A 16,814-nucleotide genomic window follows, 5' to 3' on the forward strand; every position below is an offset into this window, starting at 1 on the left:
CAGTTATGGCGCTGCCTCAGTTCCGCGCGAATATTTGTGAACCTGCACGAGTTTTCGCTGTTCTGCCACGAATATCGGACAGTTTCTGGTTCCCTCCCTACGGTTAGAGAGCATCTGTTCCCTGAAGAGAGTGGATCCAATGAGGTATGCGCTCCGGGCCGCGGCGCTGTGCGTCGCGGCGGTGGCCTTGTCCCCCTTCCTTTCACCCTCCGCCGTCGCGAGTCCGGTCGGCCCGGACGGGGCCGCCAGCGGGGCCGCCTGGACCGCCACCGAGGACGGCCCGCAGCAGTATCCGAACGTCTTCATCGAATGGGACGTGCCGATCACCATGAGCGACGGCACCGTGCTCAAGGGCAATGTCTATCACCCGGCAGACGCTGCGGAACAACCGATTTCGACACCGACGCCGACCATCGTGAACATGACGCCCTACACCAAGCTCGGGTCGATGATCGCGGACAGCCTGATCTCGGTTCCGTGGCTGTCCGACGCGGTGATGCAGGTGGCCCGCGACGTGGACCTGTCCGGCACCCCGTTCTCCGGCATCACCGATCTCACCAGGGCGCTCGGCGGCGGCCTGCTGCGCAATTTCACCGTGGACCGGCAGCTGATCAAGAGCGGATACACCCAGGTCGTCGTCGATGTCCGGGGAACCGGCTTCTCCCAGGGGGATTGGGATCTGCTGCGCTATCGGGAACAGCAGGACACGGTCGAGGTGATCGACTGGACCGCGCATCAGCCGTGGTCGACCGGGAACATCGGGATGAACGGCGTCTCCTATTCGGGCCTGAACCAATTGCAGGTCGCCGCGAAGAACCCGCCCGCGCTGAAGGCGATCTTCCCGGTGGTGCCGAGCCGGAATCCGTTCCGCGACCTGGTCGCACCTGGCGGCGCCATCGGCGTCACCTTCATGCCCGCCTGGCTGCTCGCGGTCAACGGCGCGAAGCTGGTGCCCGATCTCACGGCGCTGGCCCGGGGGCAATTCGACATGCAGTGGCTGAGGGACCGGCTCGCCGATCCGTTCACCTTCGTCGACGCGCTGCTGAATGTGCTCGTCACCCCGGAGATCGATCAGCTCGATCCCAAGGTGCAGACGCTGCTGCAGGCGGACAGCCCGTTCCGGCAGTCCTGGGAGACCGATCCGAGCCGAATCACCGTGCCCACCTTCGTGACCGGCGGTTGGCACGACGTGTTCGTCAACTCGCAGGCCGACGTGTACCGGCAGATTCCGTTGCCGCCCGGGCAGAAACAGCTCTTCGTCGGCGACGGCTACCACATCAGCAACGGCAACGAGTCCGGTCGGCCCGGCCTGCCGCCGCGGATGGACGTGCTGCAGCGCGCCTGGTTCGACAAGTGGCTCAAGGGAATCGACAACGGCATCGACGAGTACGGGCCGGTGACGCTGCGCCAGCAGGGCGGCGGCTGGATCACCGCGCCGTCCTTCCCGCAGCCCGGCGTCGACTATCGGCGGATGTATCTGTCCGCCGCGCCGAGCGGGACCGCGACCAGCGTGCACGACGGTTCGCTGTTCGGCGCGCCGAGCCCGGCCCTCGACCGGCTCACCGTCGCGCCGGGGCTGACCGGGATGTGCTCGCGGGACTTGGCGCAGGAGTCGGCCGGCGCCACCTCGATCATCGACGGGTGCAGCAAGGACGCGCGGATCCAGGAACTCGGCGGACTGACCTTCACCAGCGCGCCGGTGCCCGAGCCGACCACCATCTCCGGCCCGATCGCGGTGCGGCTCAACACCGTCCACGACGCCACCGACGGCTACTGGACCGTCACGGTGAACGACGTCGCGCCGGACGGTCGATCGTCGGTGCTGTCCTCGGGACAGCTGGTCTCCTCGCTGCGCGCCATCGATGAGGGCCGCAGTACCCGCCTGCCGAACGGCGACTACTCCGAGCCGGTGCCGGACCTGTCGCTGGACACCAGGCAGCCCATGGTGCCGGGACAGCCTGCGACGCTGGACATTTCGGTGCCGGGGATCGAGGCGGTGCTGCAACCGGGACACCGGTTGCGGGTCGATGTCTACGCCGGCAACTTCCCCAGGGGCCTGCCGCCGATGCCGCTGCTCGTGGACAGCGGACTGCGTCCCCAGCACCTGTTGCTCGACCAGAACCAGCCAAGTTTCGTGAATATCCCGATACGCGGCAACGCGGGCTGGTAAACCGTAACCCGGTCTGAGCGTGCACTTATCGCGCATCAAAGCTCGAACTCGCGGGGTATGAGCGAATAGTGCATGCTCAGGCCGGGTTTCATGGTCAGTCGATTACGGCGAACGCCGCGTCCAGCGGCGGGAAGATCGCACGGGCGTCCTGTCCGGCGAACCACAGTCCGACGGTGAACACCGACACCGCCTCCAGATACTTTGCCCGGTGCAGGCCGCCGGCCGAAAGCGGTTGCAGTCGCAAATCTTCCACCAGCTTCGCGACCCGCCGCACGGCCTCCTCGTCGTCGCCGCACAGCGGCACCGCCAGCCTGCGCCCCTCGAACACGCGAGTCGGCGACGCCCACACCTCGGCCGCGCACACGTTGAACGCCTTCACCACGTGCGCACCCGGGGCGGCCGCCGCAATGCGTTCGGCGACAGCGTCTTCCGTAAGCCCGAACGCCGTCACCCCGTCGGGTGCCGCGACATCCGGAGTGAGGGCGTTGGTGCAATCGATGACCGCCCGCCCGGCCAGCAACTCACCCGCTGCCCGCAGCACCTCCGTCAGGGCATTCACCGGCAGCGCGAGCAAGACCACGTCACCGAAACCGGCAGCATCCCGGACACTTCCGGCACGTCCGCCGATCGCCACCGCCAATTCGCCCGCCGCGATGCTGGATCTGGCTCCGACGAGGACCTCGTGCCCCGCCGCGGCCCATCCGCCGCCCAGCGCCCGCGCCATCGCGCCCGCACCGATGATTCCGATTCGCATATCGACTCCTAGCTCGAAAGGTCTTCGCCCCGAACGCTAGGCAGATCGATAGGCACCGGCGGGTGCGCAACGGCGCTGGCATGCTGGCACACATGACCGTTGTGCCTGAGCCGCGCACCGCCGAACCGGTCGAGTTCGCGCCCTACGGCGACTTCGAATCCGACTGCCCGGCCAGGATGGGCGTCGACATCTTCGGCAACTCCTGGCTACCCGTGGTCGTCTATCTGCTGCGCGACGGTCCGATGCGGCCGAGCGATCTGCGCGCGGCGATCGGGGGGATCAGCCAGAAGATGCTGACGCAGACCCTGCGTCGGATGCAGCGGATGGCGCTGATCGACCGGCGCCGCTACGCCGAGGCGCCGCCGCGCGTCGAATACGAGCTGACCGAGGCGGGCCGCGACTTGCTCATCCCGATCTACGCGCTCGGCGACTGGGTGGGCAGGCACGGTCGAGCCGTCGGTGCGGGCTTGCCCGGCCCGGATCCCGGCGATGACTGAAATCCGCTCGTCGCGGACCCGCGCAACAATGCGGCTGAGACATACCCAACGGCACGTAAACGGCTGGCTAACGGCACCGGAAGTGGCCATGACCTGCGCGAAACATCGTGTACCCGGAGTTGGATACGTCCTACGCGACCGTACGATTCAAGGGTGAGTGTTCCGCAAGCCGTCCTACTGGCAGTCCTTGCGGCTGTCGTAGGTCTGGCAGTCGGCGGGCTACTTATCCCCTATATGAATGCCAGGCAGCAGGCCCGCAGGCAAGCGGATTCCGGCCTGACCATGTCGCAGGTGCTCGACCTGATCGTGCTCGCCTCCGAGAGCGGCATCGCGGTGGTCGACGAATACCGCGACGTGGTGCTGGTCAATCCGCGCGCCGAGGAACTCGGCCTGGTCCGCAACCGGCTGCTCGACGAGCGCGCCTGGGCCGCGGTGGAGAAGGTGCTGGCCACCGGCGAGTCCGCCGAGTTCGACCTGACCGCGAAGAACCCGGTGCCCGGCCGCGGCCGCATCGCGGTGCGCGGCGTGGCCCGCCAGCTATCCCGCGAGGACACCAATTTCACCGTCCTGTTCGCCGACGACGACTCCGAGCAGGCCCGGATGGAGGCCACCCGGCGCGACTTCGTCGCCAATGTCAGCCACGAGCTCAAGACGCCGGTCGGCGCGATGAGCCTGCTGGCCGAGGCCATGCTCGAATCCGCGGAAGATCCCGAAGCGGTGCGCCATTTCGGACAGCGCGTGCTGGGCGAATCACGGCGGCTCGGCAAAATGGTGACCGAACTCATCGCGCTGTCCCGGCTGCAGGGCGCGGAGAAGCTGCCCGAGCTCGAGGTGGTCGACGTGGACACCGTCGTCATGCAGGCGGTCGACCGGTCGCGCACCGCCGCGGAGGCCGCCGGAATCACCGTCAGTACCGACCGGCCCAGCGGGCTCGAGGTGCTCGGCGATGAAACCTTGCTGGTCACAGCCCTATCAAATCTGGTGGAGAACGCGATAGCGTACTCACCGGCCGGCTCCCATGTGTCGGTCAGCCGGTCATTACGTGGCGACCATGTCGCGATGGCCGTGACCGACCGCGGTATCGGCATCGCCAAAGAAGACCAAGAGCGGGTGTTCGAACGCTTCTTCCGATCGGATAAGGCCCGCTCGCGCGCCACCGGCGGTACCGGGCTCGGCCTGGCTATCGTCAAGCACGTGGCCGCCAACCACAACGGTGAGATCACCCTGTGGAGCAAGTTGGGCACCGGTTCGACGTTCACCCTGCGAATACCTGCCCACCACGAGGTCGACGGAGAAGAGGATTCCGCAGGCCCGACGGTGAGCTCTAGAGAAACAAGCCCGCGCCCCTCGGGGGCGGGCCGACCCAATGGTGTGGAGGCACGCAGATGACGAGTGTGTTGATCGTCGAGGATGAGGAGTCGCTGGCCGATCCGCTCGCGTTCCTGCTGCGCAAGGAGGGTTTCGAGGTCACCGTTGTCGGTGACGGACCATCCGCGCTCGCCGAGTTCGATCGGTCCGGTGCGGACATCGTGCTGCTCGATCTCATGCTCCCCGGCATGAGCGGCACGGACGTGTGCAAGCAGTTGCGCACCCGCAGCGGCGTGCCGGTGATCATGGTGACGGCAAGGGACAGCGAGATCGACAAGGTGGTCGGGCTGGAGCTCGGCGCCGACGACTACGTGACGAAGCCGTACTCGGCGCGCGAGCTGATCGCGCGCATCCGGGCCGTGCTGCGCCGCGGCGCCGGCGACGAGCTGGACGGCACCAACGAGAGCGGCGTGCTGGAGGCCGGCCCGGTCCGGATGGACGTGGACCGGCACACGGTGCTGGTGAACGGAACGCCGGTGACGTTGCCGCTCAAGGAATTCGACCTGCTCGAGTACCTGCTGCGCAACTCCGGCCGGGTGCTCACCCGCGGGCAGCTGATCGATCGCGTCTGGGGCGCCGACTACGTCGGTGACACCAAAACCCTTGACGTGCACGTGAAGCGGCTGCGCTCGAAGATCGAGGCGGACCCGGCCAAGCCGGAGCATCTGGTCACGGTCCGCGGCCTCGGCTACAAGCTGGAGGCGTAAGGCCTCGATTTCGGTGCCGGGCACAAGCAACGGCCGAGGGCGCTGCGATGCCCTCGGCCGTCACTCGGTTGTCCGCTACATCAGGGCAGGTAGGTCCACGTCGGGCCGACGCCGGGAACGTCCATCTTGCGCAACGTGATCCAGCCCAGGTCGTCTTCCTGCATGCAGTCGTACACGTCGGCGGCGCTGGTGCCGCGGCACGCGATGGTGCGCGAGGTGCCGTACGGGCTCATGATCAGGTTCTTGCCTGCCGCCGCGGCGCCCATGGCGTCGGGGGTGTTGGCGGGCATGAAGTCCGCGGTGAAGTCGGCGTACTTGGCGGGGTCACCGTTGGGTTCGGCGTTGGCTACTGCGGGCAGACAGAGAGCGGCGCCGAGTGCTACGGCGGCCAGGGTCAAAACTTTCTTGGACATGACCGCACATCAAACCGCAAACAGGTGAAGATCGCATGCCTTCGAGGTGAACGGGGTGCAGGCTCGCATTCCGAGGGCCTCACGCGGACGCGGGGCCCGCGCTGTCGCGCATCCGGTCCGCGTGCACCGTGGCCGGGTGGATGGCGATGAGCCCGAGCCCCTGCCTGCGCTTGCAGTGCCTGGCCAGTTCCTCGTAGGCGGGCGCGCCGAGCAGCTCCTTCAGCTCGGGGCCGTAGGACTGCCAGACCGGGCGGGTGCCGACATGCGCGTCCGGTGAACCGGAGCAGTACCAGTCCAGGTCTTCGCCGCCGGGTCCCCAGCCGCGCCGGTCGTACTCGGTGACCGTGGTGCGCAGGATCTGCACCCCGTCGGGCCGGTCCACCCACTCCTGGGTGCGCCGGATCGGCAGCTGCCAGCACACGTCCGGCTTCACCTCCAGCGGCTCGATGCCGCGGCGCAACGCCATGCTGTGCAGCGAACAGCCGACGCCGCCGGCGAAACCGGGGCGGTTCAGGAAGATGCAGGCCCCGTCGAAGCGCCGGGTGCGCAGGGCGGGTTCGTCCTCGAGTTCGTCGAGCTCCAGGTAGCCCTTCTTGGTCACCTTGCCCGCCGCGTCCGTCGCCTCACCCATGAGCTGCCAGTCCTCGGGTGTGAGCATTTTCACAGCGTTCTGCAGCCGCTTGCGATCGTCCTTGTCGGACAGGAACGCGCCGTGCGAGCAGCAGCCGTCATCCGGCCGATCGGCGATGATGCCCTGACAGGCCGGGGTGCCGAACACGCACGTCCAGCTCGACAGTAGCCAGGTCAGATCGGCGACGATCAGATGCTCGTCGTTTGCTGGATCGACGAACTCGATCCATTCGCGGGGGAAATCCATGTCGACCTCGGGACTCGGATCGATCTTCCCCGCTGGTCGGGGCCGGGTCCGGCCGCTGCTCGATGCGCCTACCGTCACACCTCGGAACGCTAACAGTTCAGTCGCTTAACCTATAGGACCGGATCACCCAGTACCGTGTTCATGTGCGGCTTGGGGTACTCGATGTCGGAAGCAATACCGTTCACCTGCTGGTGGTGGACGCGCATCGGGGTGGTCACCCCATGCCGATGAGCTCGACCAAGGCCACTTTACGGCTGTCGGAAAACATCGATGACGAGGGCAGAATCACCGAGGCGGGCGCGCAGCGGCTGATCGCCACGGTCGCCGAATTCGCCAGCATCGCCGAGACTTCCAAGTGCGTCGAGCTGATGCCGTTCGCCACCTCCGCGCTGCGCGAGGCGACCAATTCCGAGGACGTGCTCGCGCGTGTCCGCGCCCAGACCGGCGTGGCGCTGCAGGTGCTCTCCGGGGTGGACGAGGCCCGGCTGACCTTCCTCGCGGTGCGCCGCTGGTTCGGCTGGAGCGCCGGGCGCATCCTCAACCTGGACATCGGCGGCGGTTCGCTGGAGATGACCAGCGGCGGCGACGAGGAACCCGATCTCGCGCTGTCGTTGCAACTCGGCGCCGGACGGTTGACCAGGGAGTGGCTGAAGGAGGACCCGCCGGGCAAGCGCCGGGTCAATGTGCTGCGCGACTGGCTCGACGCGGAGCTCGCGCTGCCGGCGAAACAGCTGCTGGACACCGGTAAACCGGATCTGGCCGTCGGCACCTCGAAGACCTTCCGCTCGCTGGCCCGGCTGACCGGAGCGGCACCCTCGGCGGCGGGTCCGCGGGTGCGTCGTACACTCACCAGCTCAGGTCTGCGCCAACTGATTGCGTTCATCTCGCGGATGACGGCGGCCGACCGTGCAGAATTAGAAGGCGTAAGTTCCGATCGGTCACAGCAATTGGTGGCTGGCGCATTGGTCGCGGAGGCGAGTATGCGGGCACTATCGCTGGAATCCTTGGAGATTTGTCCCTGGGCGCTGCGGGAAGGTCTGATCCTGCGCAAACTGGATACCGACATGAATGGCGGACCCCGAGCGACACCCTTGCCGGGCCCCGCGGCCGCTAGTGGCCGCGCGGTGCCCGGTGGCGCTGCGCTACCGGGGCCGATAGGAACGGTGTCGTCATGAGTGAGGACTCTAAACAGCTATCGGTCGCCGAGCTGCTGGCCAGAAACGGGCAGCAGGGCGCCTCGTCCGCCGGCGGTGGCCGTCGCCGCCGCGGCGGTCGCGGGATCTCGGTGGCCGAGCTGACCGGAGACATGCCCGCCATCGGCAGCGGGCAGTCGTCGCATGCCGCGCCGGACGCCGAGCCCGAGCCGGCGTACGAACCGCCCGCCTATGAGCCGCCCGCGCCGGAACCTGTCGCATACACGCCACCCGCGCCGGACCCATCGGCGTATTCGCCGATGTCCGGCCCGATCTCGATGTACGACCCGCTGGCCGCGTATGCCCCGCCCGAGCAGGCCGACCCGTTGCCCGGCCGATCGAACCGGGTGATGCCGGGCCGGGAGATGCCCGGCCGGGAGATGCCGCGGCACGACCCGCTCGTGGATCCGCTGTCGTCGCACACGCCGGCCGCCGACCTGTACGCCCCGTCGCCGAACCCGTACGCGCCCTCGCCGAATCCCTACGCCCCGTCGCCCAATCCGTACGCGAGCGACCCGCTGCCGGACGACACGCCGCGCTCGGGCCGCCGGCGCAGGCACGACGACCTCGACGACCCCACCACCGAGGTGCGGCCCCTGCGCGAGTCCGGGGGAGCGAGCACCGCGCCGCCGGAACGCAACGGCCGCAACGGGGTAACCGGCGGCCGGGCGGCCCGCCGTCGGGCCGCCGAGGCCGAGGCCGAGGACCTCGCCCCGTCGACCGCGGCCTGGTCGCCGTCGGCCACCGACTACGAACCGGAACCCGCGCCGCCGCTGCCGGAATCCAGGGCCACCGCGCCCTGGGCGCCGACGCCCGAACCGCCGCCGCGGGCTCCGCACCGCAACGGTTCGCCCGAGGGCGCCCTGCCCGCCTGGTCGGCACGAAGACGCAAACCCGATGCGCCGCAGCGCAATGACCCGCCGCCCGACGAGGGCATCTCCACCGCCGCCTGGTCGCTGGCCAGTCAGGACCAGCAACTCGTGTCCGGCCAGACCGTGGCGGGCGATCTGCTCCGGGACGGGGTCGAGCGGGCCGAACGCGCGGCCGGCCGAGGCAAGCGTGGCCGTGCGAAAGACCGCGGCGCGGTCGACGAGCTCGAGCTGTACGACGGCAAGACCGATTTCTTCGAGCCCGTCGAGCTGGACGACGAGCACGACGAGCTCGATGATTTCGACGAGGACGAGCAGTCCGGCCGCGCGGCGTCGCCGCGCCGCTCGGCGCGCAAGGCCAGAAAGGCCGAGGACGACGCCAACCGCCGTCAGTGGATGATCCTGGGCGGTCAGAGCACCGGCGCGGCCGTCGCGGGCATGCTGCTGTTCAAGGGTTTCGAGCGGATGTGGGAGATGCTCCCCTGGGTGGCGCTGGCCCTGGCGATGATCGTGATTCTCGGCCTGGTGGCGCTCGTGCGGATCCTGCGCCGGACCGACGACGTGCTCAGCACGGTGATCGCGGTGGTCGTGGGCGTCTTCGTGACGCTCGGACCGCTAGCCTTTCTGCTCAGTACGAACTGAGGCAGGGAGCGGCAGTGGGGAAAATCGGACGGCCGGACGAGACCCGGCGACAGATCCTGGTCGGACTCTCCACCGCGTCGGTGTATCCGCAGAACACCGAGGCGGCGTTCCGGTACGCGGCCGAACTGGGTTACGACGGCGTCGAATTGATGGTCTGGGCCGAGCCGGCCAGCCAGAGCATCGCCACGGTGCAGGCCTACTCGCGCAAGTACGACGTCCCGGTGATCGCGATCCACGCGCCGTGCCTGCTCATCTCGCAGCGGGTCTGGGGTGCGGACCCGGTGGCGAAGCTGGAGCGCAGCGTGCGCACCGCCGAGGCGCTCGGCGCGACCACCGTCGTGGTGCATCCGCCGTTCCGCTGGCAGCGCCGCTATGCCGAGAACTTCGCCGACCAGGTCGGCGAGCTGGAGGAGCACAGCCCGGTCATCGTCGCGGTGGAGAACATGTTCCCGATGCGGGCCGACACCTTGTTCGGGCGCGGCGAGCGTTCGGTGAAACGGCTCGAGCGGCGCGGCGGGCCGGGGATCGGACTCACCGCGTTCAGCCCGTCCTACGACCCGACCGACACCGGGTTCGAGCACTACACCCTCGATCTGTCGCATACCGCGACCGCGGGCGCGGACCCGTTGGCGCTGGCCGCCCGGATGGGTCAGGGGCTGGCCCACCTGCACCTGGCCGACGGCCGCGGTGCCGCGCACGACGAGCATCTCGTGCCGGGGGAGGGTACCCAGCCGTGTGTCGAGGTGTGTGACACGCTGGTCCGCAACGGTTTCACCGGTCAGGCGGTCGCCGAGATCAATACGCAGAACGCCAGGACCACCCAGGACCGCGCGGCCATGCTGCACCGGACGCTGGCGTTCGCCCGGCTGCACCTGAACGGGCAGACCGCGCCCGCGCCCACCCCGGCGCAGCACGCCTGACCCGAAAGTTCGCGTGCCGCAATAGTATTGGTGGTCGCAGCGCGAAAAGCTCACCAGCGCAATCGCTTTGCGTGAACGCATGCCCTTCGCGGGGATGACGCGGAGCCGACCCCGCGCCTGAGCTCGCGCGCACCGATGTGACGAGGATCGCCTTCGTCCGGCCGAGGGGAATGCGCCTACCGAATCGCTTCGTTCTACGCTGTACGAACGCCGCGTACCAGCAACCCGAATCGCCGACGCGCGGCCGGTGGACAACAGGAGCGACTATGACGACGGAGCTGGACCTGGCGGCGGTCACCGAGACCGAGGCGCCCTTCACCCGGGTACTCGCCTTGACCCAACTGCCCTCGACCACCCCCGGCGCCGGTCGCTACCTGGGCACTATCGGCAAGACCTGGACCATCGGCAAGAAGGTGCACGGCGGCACCATGGTCGCGGCCAGTGCGGCCGCGGGTCTGAAGTGGCTGCGCGCCGCCGAGCCGGACCTGGCCGGCATGGCGCCGATCGCCGCGAGCTCCGACTTCCTCGGCGCGCCCGACCCCGGCGAGGTCGAATACGAGGTGCGCATCCGCAAGCTCGGCCGCCAGATCTGCCTGGCCGACGCCGACCTGGTCCAGAACGGTCGCACCCTGGTCCGCACCGCGCTCACCTTCGGCCACCTCGACGACGCCGAGCCGCGGTTCGCCCGCGAGCACGCCGACATGCCGGTCGAGCCGCCCGCTGACGCGGTCGGCTACGAGCCGGATTCGCCGATGGGCCGAGTCGTGCACGTGGGCCAGGCCGCGGAGGTCTACATCGATCGCGAGTGGGCCCGCTTCCTCGACGGCGAGACCGCCGAGCCGCGGCTGCGCCTGTGGATGCGCCCGCGCGCCGCCGATCAGCAGGACCCCGAGGTGGCCATGTTCTTCGCGATGATGAGCGCGGACATGAGCCCGCCGGTCCCGTACAACCTCGGCCACTTCGGCTGGTCACCCACCGTCCAGATGACCACGTTCCTGCGGCGCAAGCCCGCGCCGGGCTGGTTGCGGATCATCGCGACCACGCACGAGGTCGGCGCTCGCCTCTTCGACGAGGATCAGCTCATCCTCGATTCCACCGGCGCGGTGGTCGCGCAGAGCCGCCAGCTGGCGCTGATTCCGCAGGGATGAGCGCCGTCTAGGCTTTTCCCCCATGACGAGAATTGCGGTAATCGGTGGCGGGCGCATCGGGGAGGCGCTGATCGCGGGCTTACTCGAGTCCGGGCGGCTGGCGAAGGACCTGGTTGTCGTCGAGACGTTCGCGGAGCGGGCCGCGCAGATCGCCGAGCGGTTCGGCGTGCGGGTGACCGACTCGGTGGCCGACGCCGCGGTCGGTGCGGACCTGCTGGTGGTCGCGGTCAAGCCGGCCGATGTCGACGCGGTGATGACCGCGCTGGGCAAGGCCGCGCTGAGCGACAACGCGAGTGTGGACGCCGATCGCGACCAGATCCTGGTGTCGCTGGCGGCCGGCGTGCCCACCTCGCGGCTGGAGGCGAAGCTGCCCGCCGGTTTCCCGGTGGTGCGGGTGATGCCGAACACGCCGATGCTGGTGGGCCAGGGCATGAGCGTCATCGCGCCGGGCAGGCACGCGCGGCCGCCGCAACTGGAGCTGGTGACCGAGGTACTCGGCGCGGTGGGCAAGGTGGTCACGGTCGCGGAGGCGCAGATGGACGCGGCCACCGCGGTATCCGGCTCCGGACCCGCCTACTTCTTCCTGATCGTCGAGGCCATGGTGGACGGCGGCGTCGGCCTCGGGCTGACCCGCGAGGTGGCCACCCAGCTGGTGGTGCAGACCATGCTCGGCGCGGCGGCCCTGCTGGACGAGTCCGATCAGGACGCCGCCGAGCTGCGCGCCGCGGTCACCTCGCCGGCCGGCACCACCGCCGCCGCGGTGCGCGAGCTCGAGCGGGGCGGCGTGCGTTCGGCCTTCCTGGAGGCGCTGTACGCGGCGAAGCAGCGCTCCGCCGAGGTCGGCGGCACGAGCGACGGGGCGGGCGCAGGCAGCGCCCTGTGAGCCTGCCGGACATCACCCGTTCGGAAGCACGCAACCGGTCGGTTCCCAATGGGAAAAGCTGATTTCTCACTCCCGTCGCAGTAACACCACTGGTCCCGCTAAGCTTCAAGCAGCACGTGCGTGTCTGTTCCGCCGGTGGGGAAGCCGGCGGCGCGGGCGTGCCGGAGGTCAATGGTGCAATGATGTCTAACAAGATGTCTGCAAGTAGCTCAGGAAGTTCGAGTGGCCCAGGTCCCTCAGGCGCCCGGGCTGGTTCCCGGACGCAAGGTGGTTCCGGGTCGCAGGGTCAACCCATGCTGGGCGGCACTCAGTTCCTCACGGTCGCCGAGGTGGCGAGCCTGATGCGAGTGTCCAAGATGACGGTGTACCGGCTTGTGCATTCCGGTGAGTTGCCCGCGGTGCGGGTGGGTCGTTCGTTCCGGGTGCACGCCAAAGCGGTGCACGACTATCTGGAGACGTCCTACTTCGACGCTGGATGAGCGCCTGATCCCGCCGTGGCCCACGGGCCGCGGGACGCCGACGGACCTGGTCCGGCGGCGTTGGATCGGGCGGTTTCGGGCCCGGCCGGACGTGCCGGTACGATAGACCCTCGGTTCGTGTTCGCCCGCCGGTGGCATCACCTGTGGTGTCCGGTGGTACCCGGCGGCGCGGACACTGGACGTGAGGCTTGCCGAACGACCGGTCAGTTGGCGCACGTGTGTAGCGTGCGCGCCGAGTAGAGAGAACGCGAGGAACAACCCTATGGGTTCTGTGATCAAGAAGCGCCGCAAGCGCATGTCGAAGAAGAAGCACCGCAAGCTGCTTCGCCGCACACGTGTGCAGCGGCGCAAACTCGGCAAGTAAGCGCTGCGCGTCAGCTCGAAGACCCGTCACCGTGAGGTGGCGGGTCTTTTTGTTTGAAATACCGAATTTTGAAACCACGGCGTGTTTCAGGTGACTGAAGTCATCGTTAGAACCTGGTAAATACCAACAGAACCCGGGAACGCAGCGGCTACCCTAGGAACCGGGGAATAAGTGAAATGGGGGCTTGCCAAGGTGGGATGCGGTGCCGGTGGCTTCTGACACTCGAGACGGACACACGCCGAAAGTCGTGTTGGTGACCGGTGCGAGTCGCTTCTTCGGCGGCAACGTGGTCGCTCGTCTCGCCCAGGATCCCGACATCGATCGCATCATCGCGGTCGACACCATGACCCCGAGCCGGGACTTGCAGCGGCGCATGGGCCGCGCCGAGTTCGTGCGCGCGGATATCCGAAATCCGTTGATCCGTAAGGTGATCGATGGTGGCGCGGTGGACACCGTGGTGCATGCGGCGATGCTGGCCAAGCCGCCGTCCGGGGCAGGCCGCGCGGTGATGAAGGACCTCAACGTGCTCGGCGCGATGCAGTTGTTCGCGGTATGTCAGAAGGCGCCGACGGTGCGCCGGGTGGTCGTGCGCTCCACCTCCGCGGTGTACGGATGCAGCGCGAAGGATCCGGCGAAATTCACCGAAGAAATGAGTGCGCGCACGCCGCCGCGTGGTGCGTTCGCGCGCGACATGATCGACATCGAAGGTTTCGTGCGCGGACTCGCGCGGCGGCGTCCAGATATTGCAACGGCCATTCTGCGTTTGGCACCAATTGTCGGACCGCGGTTGGCCAGTCGCGGTGTGCAGTATCTCCGATCGCCGATCACGCCTACGGTCTTCGGCCGGGACGCGCGCATCCAGCTGCTGCACCAGGAGGACGCGGTGGCCGCGCTCGCGCACGCCGCGCTGAGCGCCCGCGGCGGCACCTACAACATCGCCGGCGACGGCGCGCTCGCGCTGTCCCAAGCGGTGCGGCGCGCGGGCCGGATCGAACTGCCGGTGCCGTTCGCGCTGTTCCGCACGGCGGGCCGGGTGCTGATGGGCCCGGTCATGCGCGAGTTCTCCGGCGAACAACTCGACTACTTCCATTTCGGCTGCGGCTTGGACACCACCCGGATGCGGGCCGAACTCGGCTTCGTCCCGCGCTGGACCACGGTGCAGGCCTTCGACGACTTCATCGGGGGCGCAGCGTTGCGGCCCGTCATCGATCCCGCGTGGATCGATGCCGCAGAACACAAACTGCTCGGCCTGCTCGGGGCCGGTACGGGAGCACAGCAATGAACGACGTAGCGAAAGTCATCCACCTCCACGACCTGCAGGACGACGCGCGTCCGCGGCCGCCCGCCCGGCGCTGGCCGGAGCATGCGCAGGGCGAAGCGCCCAGCCCGGTGACCTCGCTGACCGATCGGCTGGCCGCCACCGAACCCCCTGCGCCGCAATCGTTGTCCGACCTGGTGCGCGGCGCGCTGGGCAAGCAGATCGGCAAGACCGCCGACTTCGCCCGGCGCAGGCTCACCGGCGACTACCAGGTGGACGAGTTCGGTTTCGACGAGCACCTGCTCGAGTCGGTGATCCTGCCCGCGCTGCGCCCGATGTCGGACCTGTGGTTCCGGGTGCAGGTCAGCGGGATGGAGCACATCCCGGAGGTGGGCGGCGCGCTGATCGTGGCCAACCACGCGGGCACCATCCCGCTGGACGGGCTGATGCTGCAACTGGCCATCCACGATCGGCACCCGAAGCAGCGCGCGCTGCGCCTGCTGGCCGCCGACCTGATCTTCGAGACGCCGCTGCTCGGCGCGCTGGCCCGCAAAGCCGGGCACACCCTCGCCTGCCGCGAGGACGCCGAACGCCTGCTGCGCTCCGGCGAACTCACCGGCGTCTTCCCGGAGGGCTTCAAGGGCGTCGGCAAGCAGTACGCCGACCGCTACAAGCTGCAACGCTTCGGCCGCGGCGGATTCGTGGCGGCCGCGGTGCGCACCGGCGTGCCGATCATCCCGTGCTCCATCGTGGGTTCGGAGGAGATCTACCCGAAGCTGGCCGACCTGCAACCGCTGGCCCGCCTGCTCGGCCTGCCGTACTTCCCGGTGACGCCGCTGTTCCCGCTGCTCGGCCCGCTCGGTGCGGTGCCGCTGCCGTCGAAGTGGTACATCGAGTTCGGCGCGCCCATCCCCACCACCGGCTACGAGCCGGAGGCCGCCGACGACCCGATGACCATGTTCGAGGTCACCGACCAGGTCCGCGAGACCATCCAGTCGACGCTCTACAAGCTGCTCACCAAGCGCCGCAACCCGTTCACCGGGTAGTGGCCCGACCGCCGGGCACCAGTCGGTAAACCCCTCGGCCGCACTGGTTTCCGGCGCTCGTGCGCCTTCTCCGGCGCTGACGCTCAGCCCTCAGTGCTCGATGGGAGGGCTTCGCTGCGCCTGCGTGGTTACGCTGCGCTGCCTCCTCCGGCGCTGACGCTCAGCCCTCAGTGCTCCCGCTTGCGGGTCACCGCGGCGGCCACCGCGCCGCCCGCGGCGCCGAGCGCCAGCGCGGTCGGCACGCCGATCTTCGCCGCCTTGCGCCCGGTGCGGAAGTCGCGGATCTCCCAGCCCCGGTTCTTCGCCACCTCGCGCAGGTCCGAATCCGGATTGATCGCGACCGCGGTGCCGACCAGCGAGAGCATCGGCACGTCGTTGTGGCTGTCCGAATACGCGGTACAACGCTTGAGGTTCAACCCTTCTCGGATCGCCAGCGTGCGCACCGCGTGCGCCTTGCCGAGGCCGTGCAGGATGTCGCCGACCAACCGCCCGGTGAACTTGCCGTCCACGCTCTCGGCCACCGTGCCGAGCGCGCCGGTGAGCCCGAGCCGCTTGGCGATCACCTGGGCCAGTTCGACCGGGGTCGCGGTGACCAGCCAGACCTGCTGCCCCGCGTCCAGGTGCATCTGCGCGAGTGCCCTTGTGCCGGGCCAGATCTTGTCCGCGATGATCTCGTCGTAGATCTCCTCGCCGAGTTCGGCCAGCTCGGCGGTGGGGCGCCCGGCGATGAACGCCAGCGCCTTCTCCTTGCCGCTGACCATGTCGGAGCTGTTCTCCCGCCCGGTGACCCGGAACTTGACCTGCTTCCAGGCCACGTCGACCAGGTCGGAGGTCTTGAAGTATTTGCGCGCGGCCAGGCCGCGGGCGAAGTGCACGATCGACGCGCCCTGCACCATGGTGTTGTCCACGTCGAAGAACGCCGCCGCGGTCAGATCGCGCGGCACCTCGGGGGAGGTGTCATCGGTCTGCGCGAGCGCCAATTCCGCGTCGTGCAAGGACAATGCGGCATCGGCACTGGCCTCGCCGGCCAGGTTGGCCCGCAGCTCTTCCTCGCTGGGGCCGAAGGGGCTGCGCGGGATGCGGGCCAGCTGATCCTGCAGGCCCTCGCCGATCGCGCCCAGATTCCACCGCGCCGGAAACTCGCCGAATCGTCCCGCGATGAATCCGGCCCTTGCCACCTTCGATCGTTCCGGCACCGATACCTCCGCCCGTCGCGCGAACCACGT

General features: G+C 68.8%; 17 protein-coding genes. 13 read left to right on the forward strand and 4 right to left on the reverse strand.

Annotated features, from left to right (window positions below):
* Nucleotides 1-139: 139 nt before the first annotated feature.
* Entirely contained in the window at nt 140-2,170 is a 2,031-nt protein-coding gene (locus tag ACFQ9K_RS20205; RefSeq protein ID WP_378722972.1) for a CocE/NonD family hydrolase, read from the forward strand.
* A 94-nt stretch (nt 2,171-2,264) separates the two neighbouring features.
* Here the strand turns inward: ACFQ9K_RS20205 and ACFQ9K_RS20210 are convergent, their stop codons facing one another.
* The gene (locus ACFQ9K_RS20210; RefSeq protein ID WP_378722971.1) at nt 2,265-2,924 is read right to left on the reverse strand and encodes an NADPH-dependent F420 reductase; all 660 of its coding nucleotides are present in this window, start codon (nt 2,922-2,924) and stop codon (nt 2,265-2,267) included.
* Nucleotides 2,925-3,016: 92 nt separating this feature from the next.
* Here ACFQ9K_RS20210 and ACFQ9K_RS20215 point away from each other — a divergent pair, with 92 nt between their 5' ends.
* From ACFQ9K_RS20215 to ACFQ9K_RS20225, 3 genes are all read left to right on the forward strand, one after another.
* Nucleotides 3,017-3,421 (forward strand): winged helix-turn-helix transcriptional regulator, encoded by a 405-nt coding sequence (locus ACFQ9K_RS20215; RefSeq protein WP_378722970.1) that lies wholly within the window; start codon nt 3,017-3,019, stop codon nt 3,419-3,421.
* 153 nt (nt 3,422-3,574) lie between these two features.
* The gene (locus ACFQ9K_RS20220; RefSeq protein ID WP_378722969.1) at nt 3,575-4,810 is read left to right on the forward strand and encodes a sensor histidine kinase; all 1,236 of its coding nucleotides are present in this window, start codon (nt 3,575-3,577) and stop codon (nt 4,808-4,810) included.
* Nucleotides 4,807-5,496: a response regulator gene (locus tag ACFQ9K_RS20225; protein WP_378722968.1), complete on the forward strand. Its 690-nt coding sequence runs from the start codon at nt 4,807-4,809 to the stop codon at nt 5,494-5,496. The genes ACFQ9K_RS20220 and ACFQ9K_RS20225 overlap by 4 nt, the downstream gene beginning before the upstream one ends.
* Before the next feature lie 80 nt (nt 5,497-5,576).
* On the opposite strand, the gene ACFQ9K_RS20230 is transcribed toward ACFQ9K_RS20225, so the two are convergent.
* Together ACFQ9K_RS20230 and ACFQ9K_RS20235 are read right to left on the reverse strand one after the other, a co-directional pair.
* Nucleotides 5,577-5,909: a hypothetical protein gene (locus ACFQ9K_RS20230; RefSeq protein ID WP_378722966.1), complete on the reverse strand. Its 333-nt coding sequence runs from the start codon at nt 5,907-5,909 to the stop codon at nt 5,577-5,579.
* A 79-nt stretch (nt 5,910-5,988) separates the two neighbouring features.
* A complete protein-coding gene (locus tag ACFQ9K_RS20235; protein WP_378722988.1) occupies nt 5,989-6,786 on the reverse strand; it encodes a hypothetical protein in 798 nt (265 codons plus the stop codon).
* A gap of 143 nt (nt 6,787-6,929) precedes the next feature.
* Here ACFQ9K_RS20235 and ACFQ9K_RS20240 point away from each other — a divergent pair, with 143 nt between their 5' ends.
* The 9 genes from ACFQ9K_RS20240 (at nt 6,930) to ACFQ9K_RS20280 (ending at nt 15,588) form a co-directional block, all read left to right on the forward strand.
* The gene (locus ACFQ9K_RS20240) at nt 6,930-7,961 is read left to right on the forward strand and encodes a hypothetical protein (RefSeq protein WP_378722965.1); all 1,032 of its coding nucleotides are present in this window, start codon (nt 6,930-6,932) and stop codon (nt 7,959-7,961) included.
* The gene (locus tag ACFQ9K_RS20245; RefSeq protein WP_378983425.1) at nt 7,958-9,490 is read left to right on the forward strand and encodes a hypothetical protein; all 1,533 of its coding nucleotides are present in this window, start codon (nt 7,958-7,960) and stop codon (nt 9,488-9,490) included. The genes ACFQ9K_RS20240 and ACFQ9K_RS20245 overlap by 4 nt, the downstream gene beginning before the upstream one ends.
* Nucleotides 9,491-9,504: 14 nt before the next feature.
* The gene (locus ACFQ9K_RS20250) at nt 9,505-10,410 is read left to right on the forward strand and encodes a sugar phosphate isomerase/epimerase family protein (RefSeq protein ID WP_378724818.1); all 906 of its coding nucleotides are present in this window, start codon (nt 9,505-9,507) and stop codon (nt 10,408-10,410) included.
* 266 nt (nt 10,411-10,676) lie between these two features.
* The gene (locus ACFQ9K_RS20255; RefSeq protein ID WP_378724816.1) at nt 10,677-11,558 is read left to right on the forward strand and encodes a thioesterase family protein; all 882 of its coding nucleotides are present in this window, start codon (nt 10,677-10,679) and stop codon (nt 11,556-11,558) included.
* Nucleotides 11,559-11,580: 22 nt separating this feature from the next.
* Nucleotides 11,581-12,441, forward strand: a complete 861-nt coding sequence (proC, locus tag ACFQ9K_RS20260) for a pyrroline-5-carboxylate reductase (RefSeq protein ID WP_378724814.1) — start codon at nt 11,581-11,583, stop codon at nt 12,439-12,441.
* A 194-nt stretch (nt 12,442-12,635) separates the two neighbouring features.
* Nucleotides 12,636-12,920 carry a helix-turn-helix domain-containing protein gene (locus ACFQ9K_RS20265; protein WP_375911616.1) on the forward strand — a complete coding sequence of 95 codons (285 nt, stop codon included), beginning with the start codon at nt 12,636-12,638 and terminating at the stop codon, nt 12,918-12,920.
* A 262-nt stretch (nt 12,921-13,182) separates the two neighbouring features.
* The gene (locus tag ACFQ9K_RS20270; protein WP_003402602.1) at nt 13,183-13,284 is read left to right on the forward strand and encodes a 30S ribosomal protein bS22; all 102 of its coding nucleotides are present in this window, start codon (nt 13,183-13,185) and stop codon (nt 13,282-13,284) included.
* A 247-nt stretch (nt 13,285-13,531) separates the two neighbouring features.
* On the forward strand, nt 13,532-14,566 hold the full coding sequence (locus ACFQ9K_RS20275; protein ID WP_378724822.1) for an NAD-dependent epimerase/dehydratase family protein: 1,035 nt from the start codon (nt 13,532-13,534) through the stop codon (nt 14,564-14,566).
* A complete protein-coding gene (locus ACFQ9K_RS20280; RefSeq protein WP_378724811.1) occupies nt 14,563-15,588 on the forward strand; it encodes a lysophospholipid acyltransferase family protein in 1,026 nt (341 codons plus the stop codon). Before ACFQ9K_RS20275 ends, ACFQ9K_RS20280 begins: the two co-directional genes overlap by 4 nt.
* A 167-nt stretch (nt 15,589-15,755) precedes the next feature.
* On the opposite strand, the gene ACFQ9K_RS20285 is transcribed toward ACFQ9K_RS20280, so the two are convergent.
* Nucleotides 15,756-16,709 (reverse strand): HAD family hydrolase, encoded by a 954-nt coding sequence (locus ACFQ9K_RS20285; RefSeq protein WP_378724820.1) that lies wholly within the window; start codon nt 16,707-16,709, stop codon nt 15,756-15,758.
* Nucleotides 16,710-16,814 lie beyond the last annotated feature (105 nt).

The organism is Nocardia sp. NPDC056564 (assembly GCF_042793755.1).
GTDB lineage: Bacteria > Actinomycetota > Actinomycetes > Mycobacteriales > Mycobacteriaceae > Nocardia.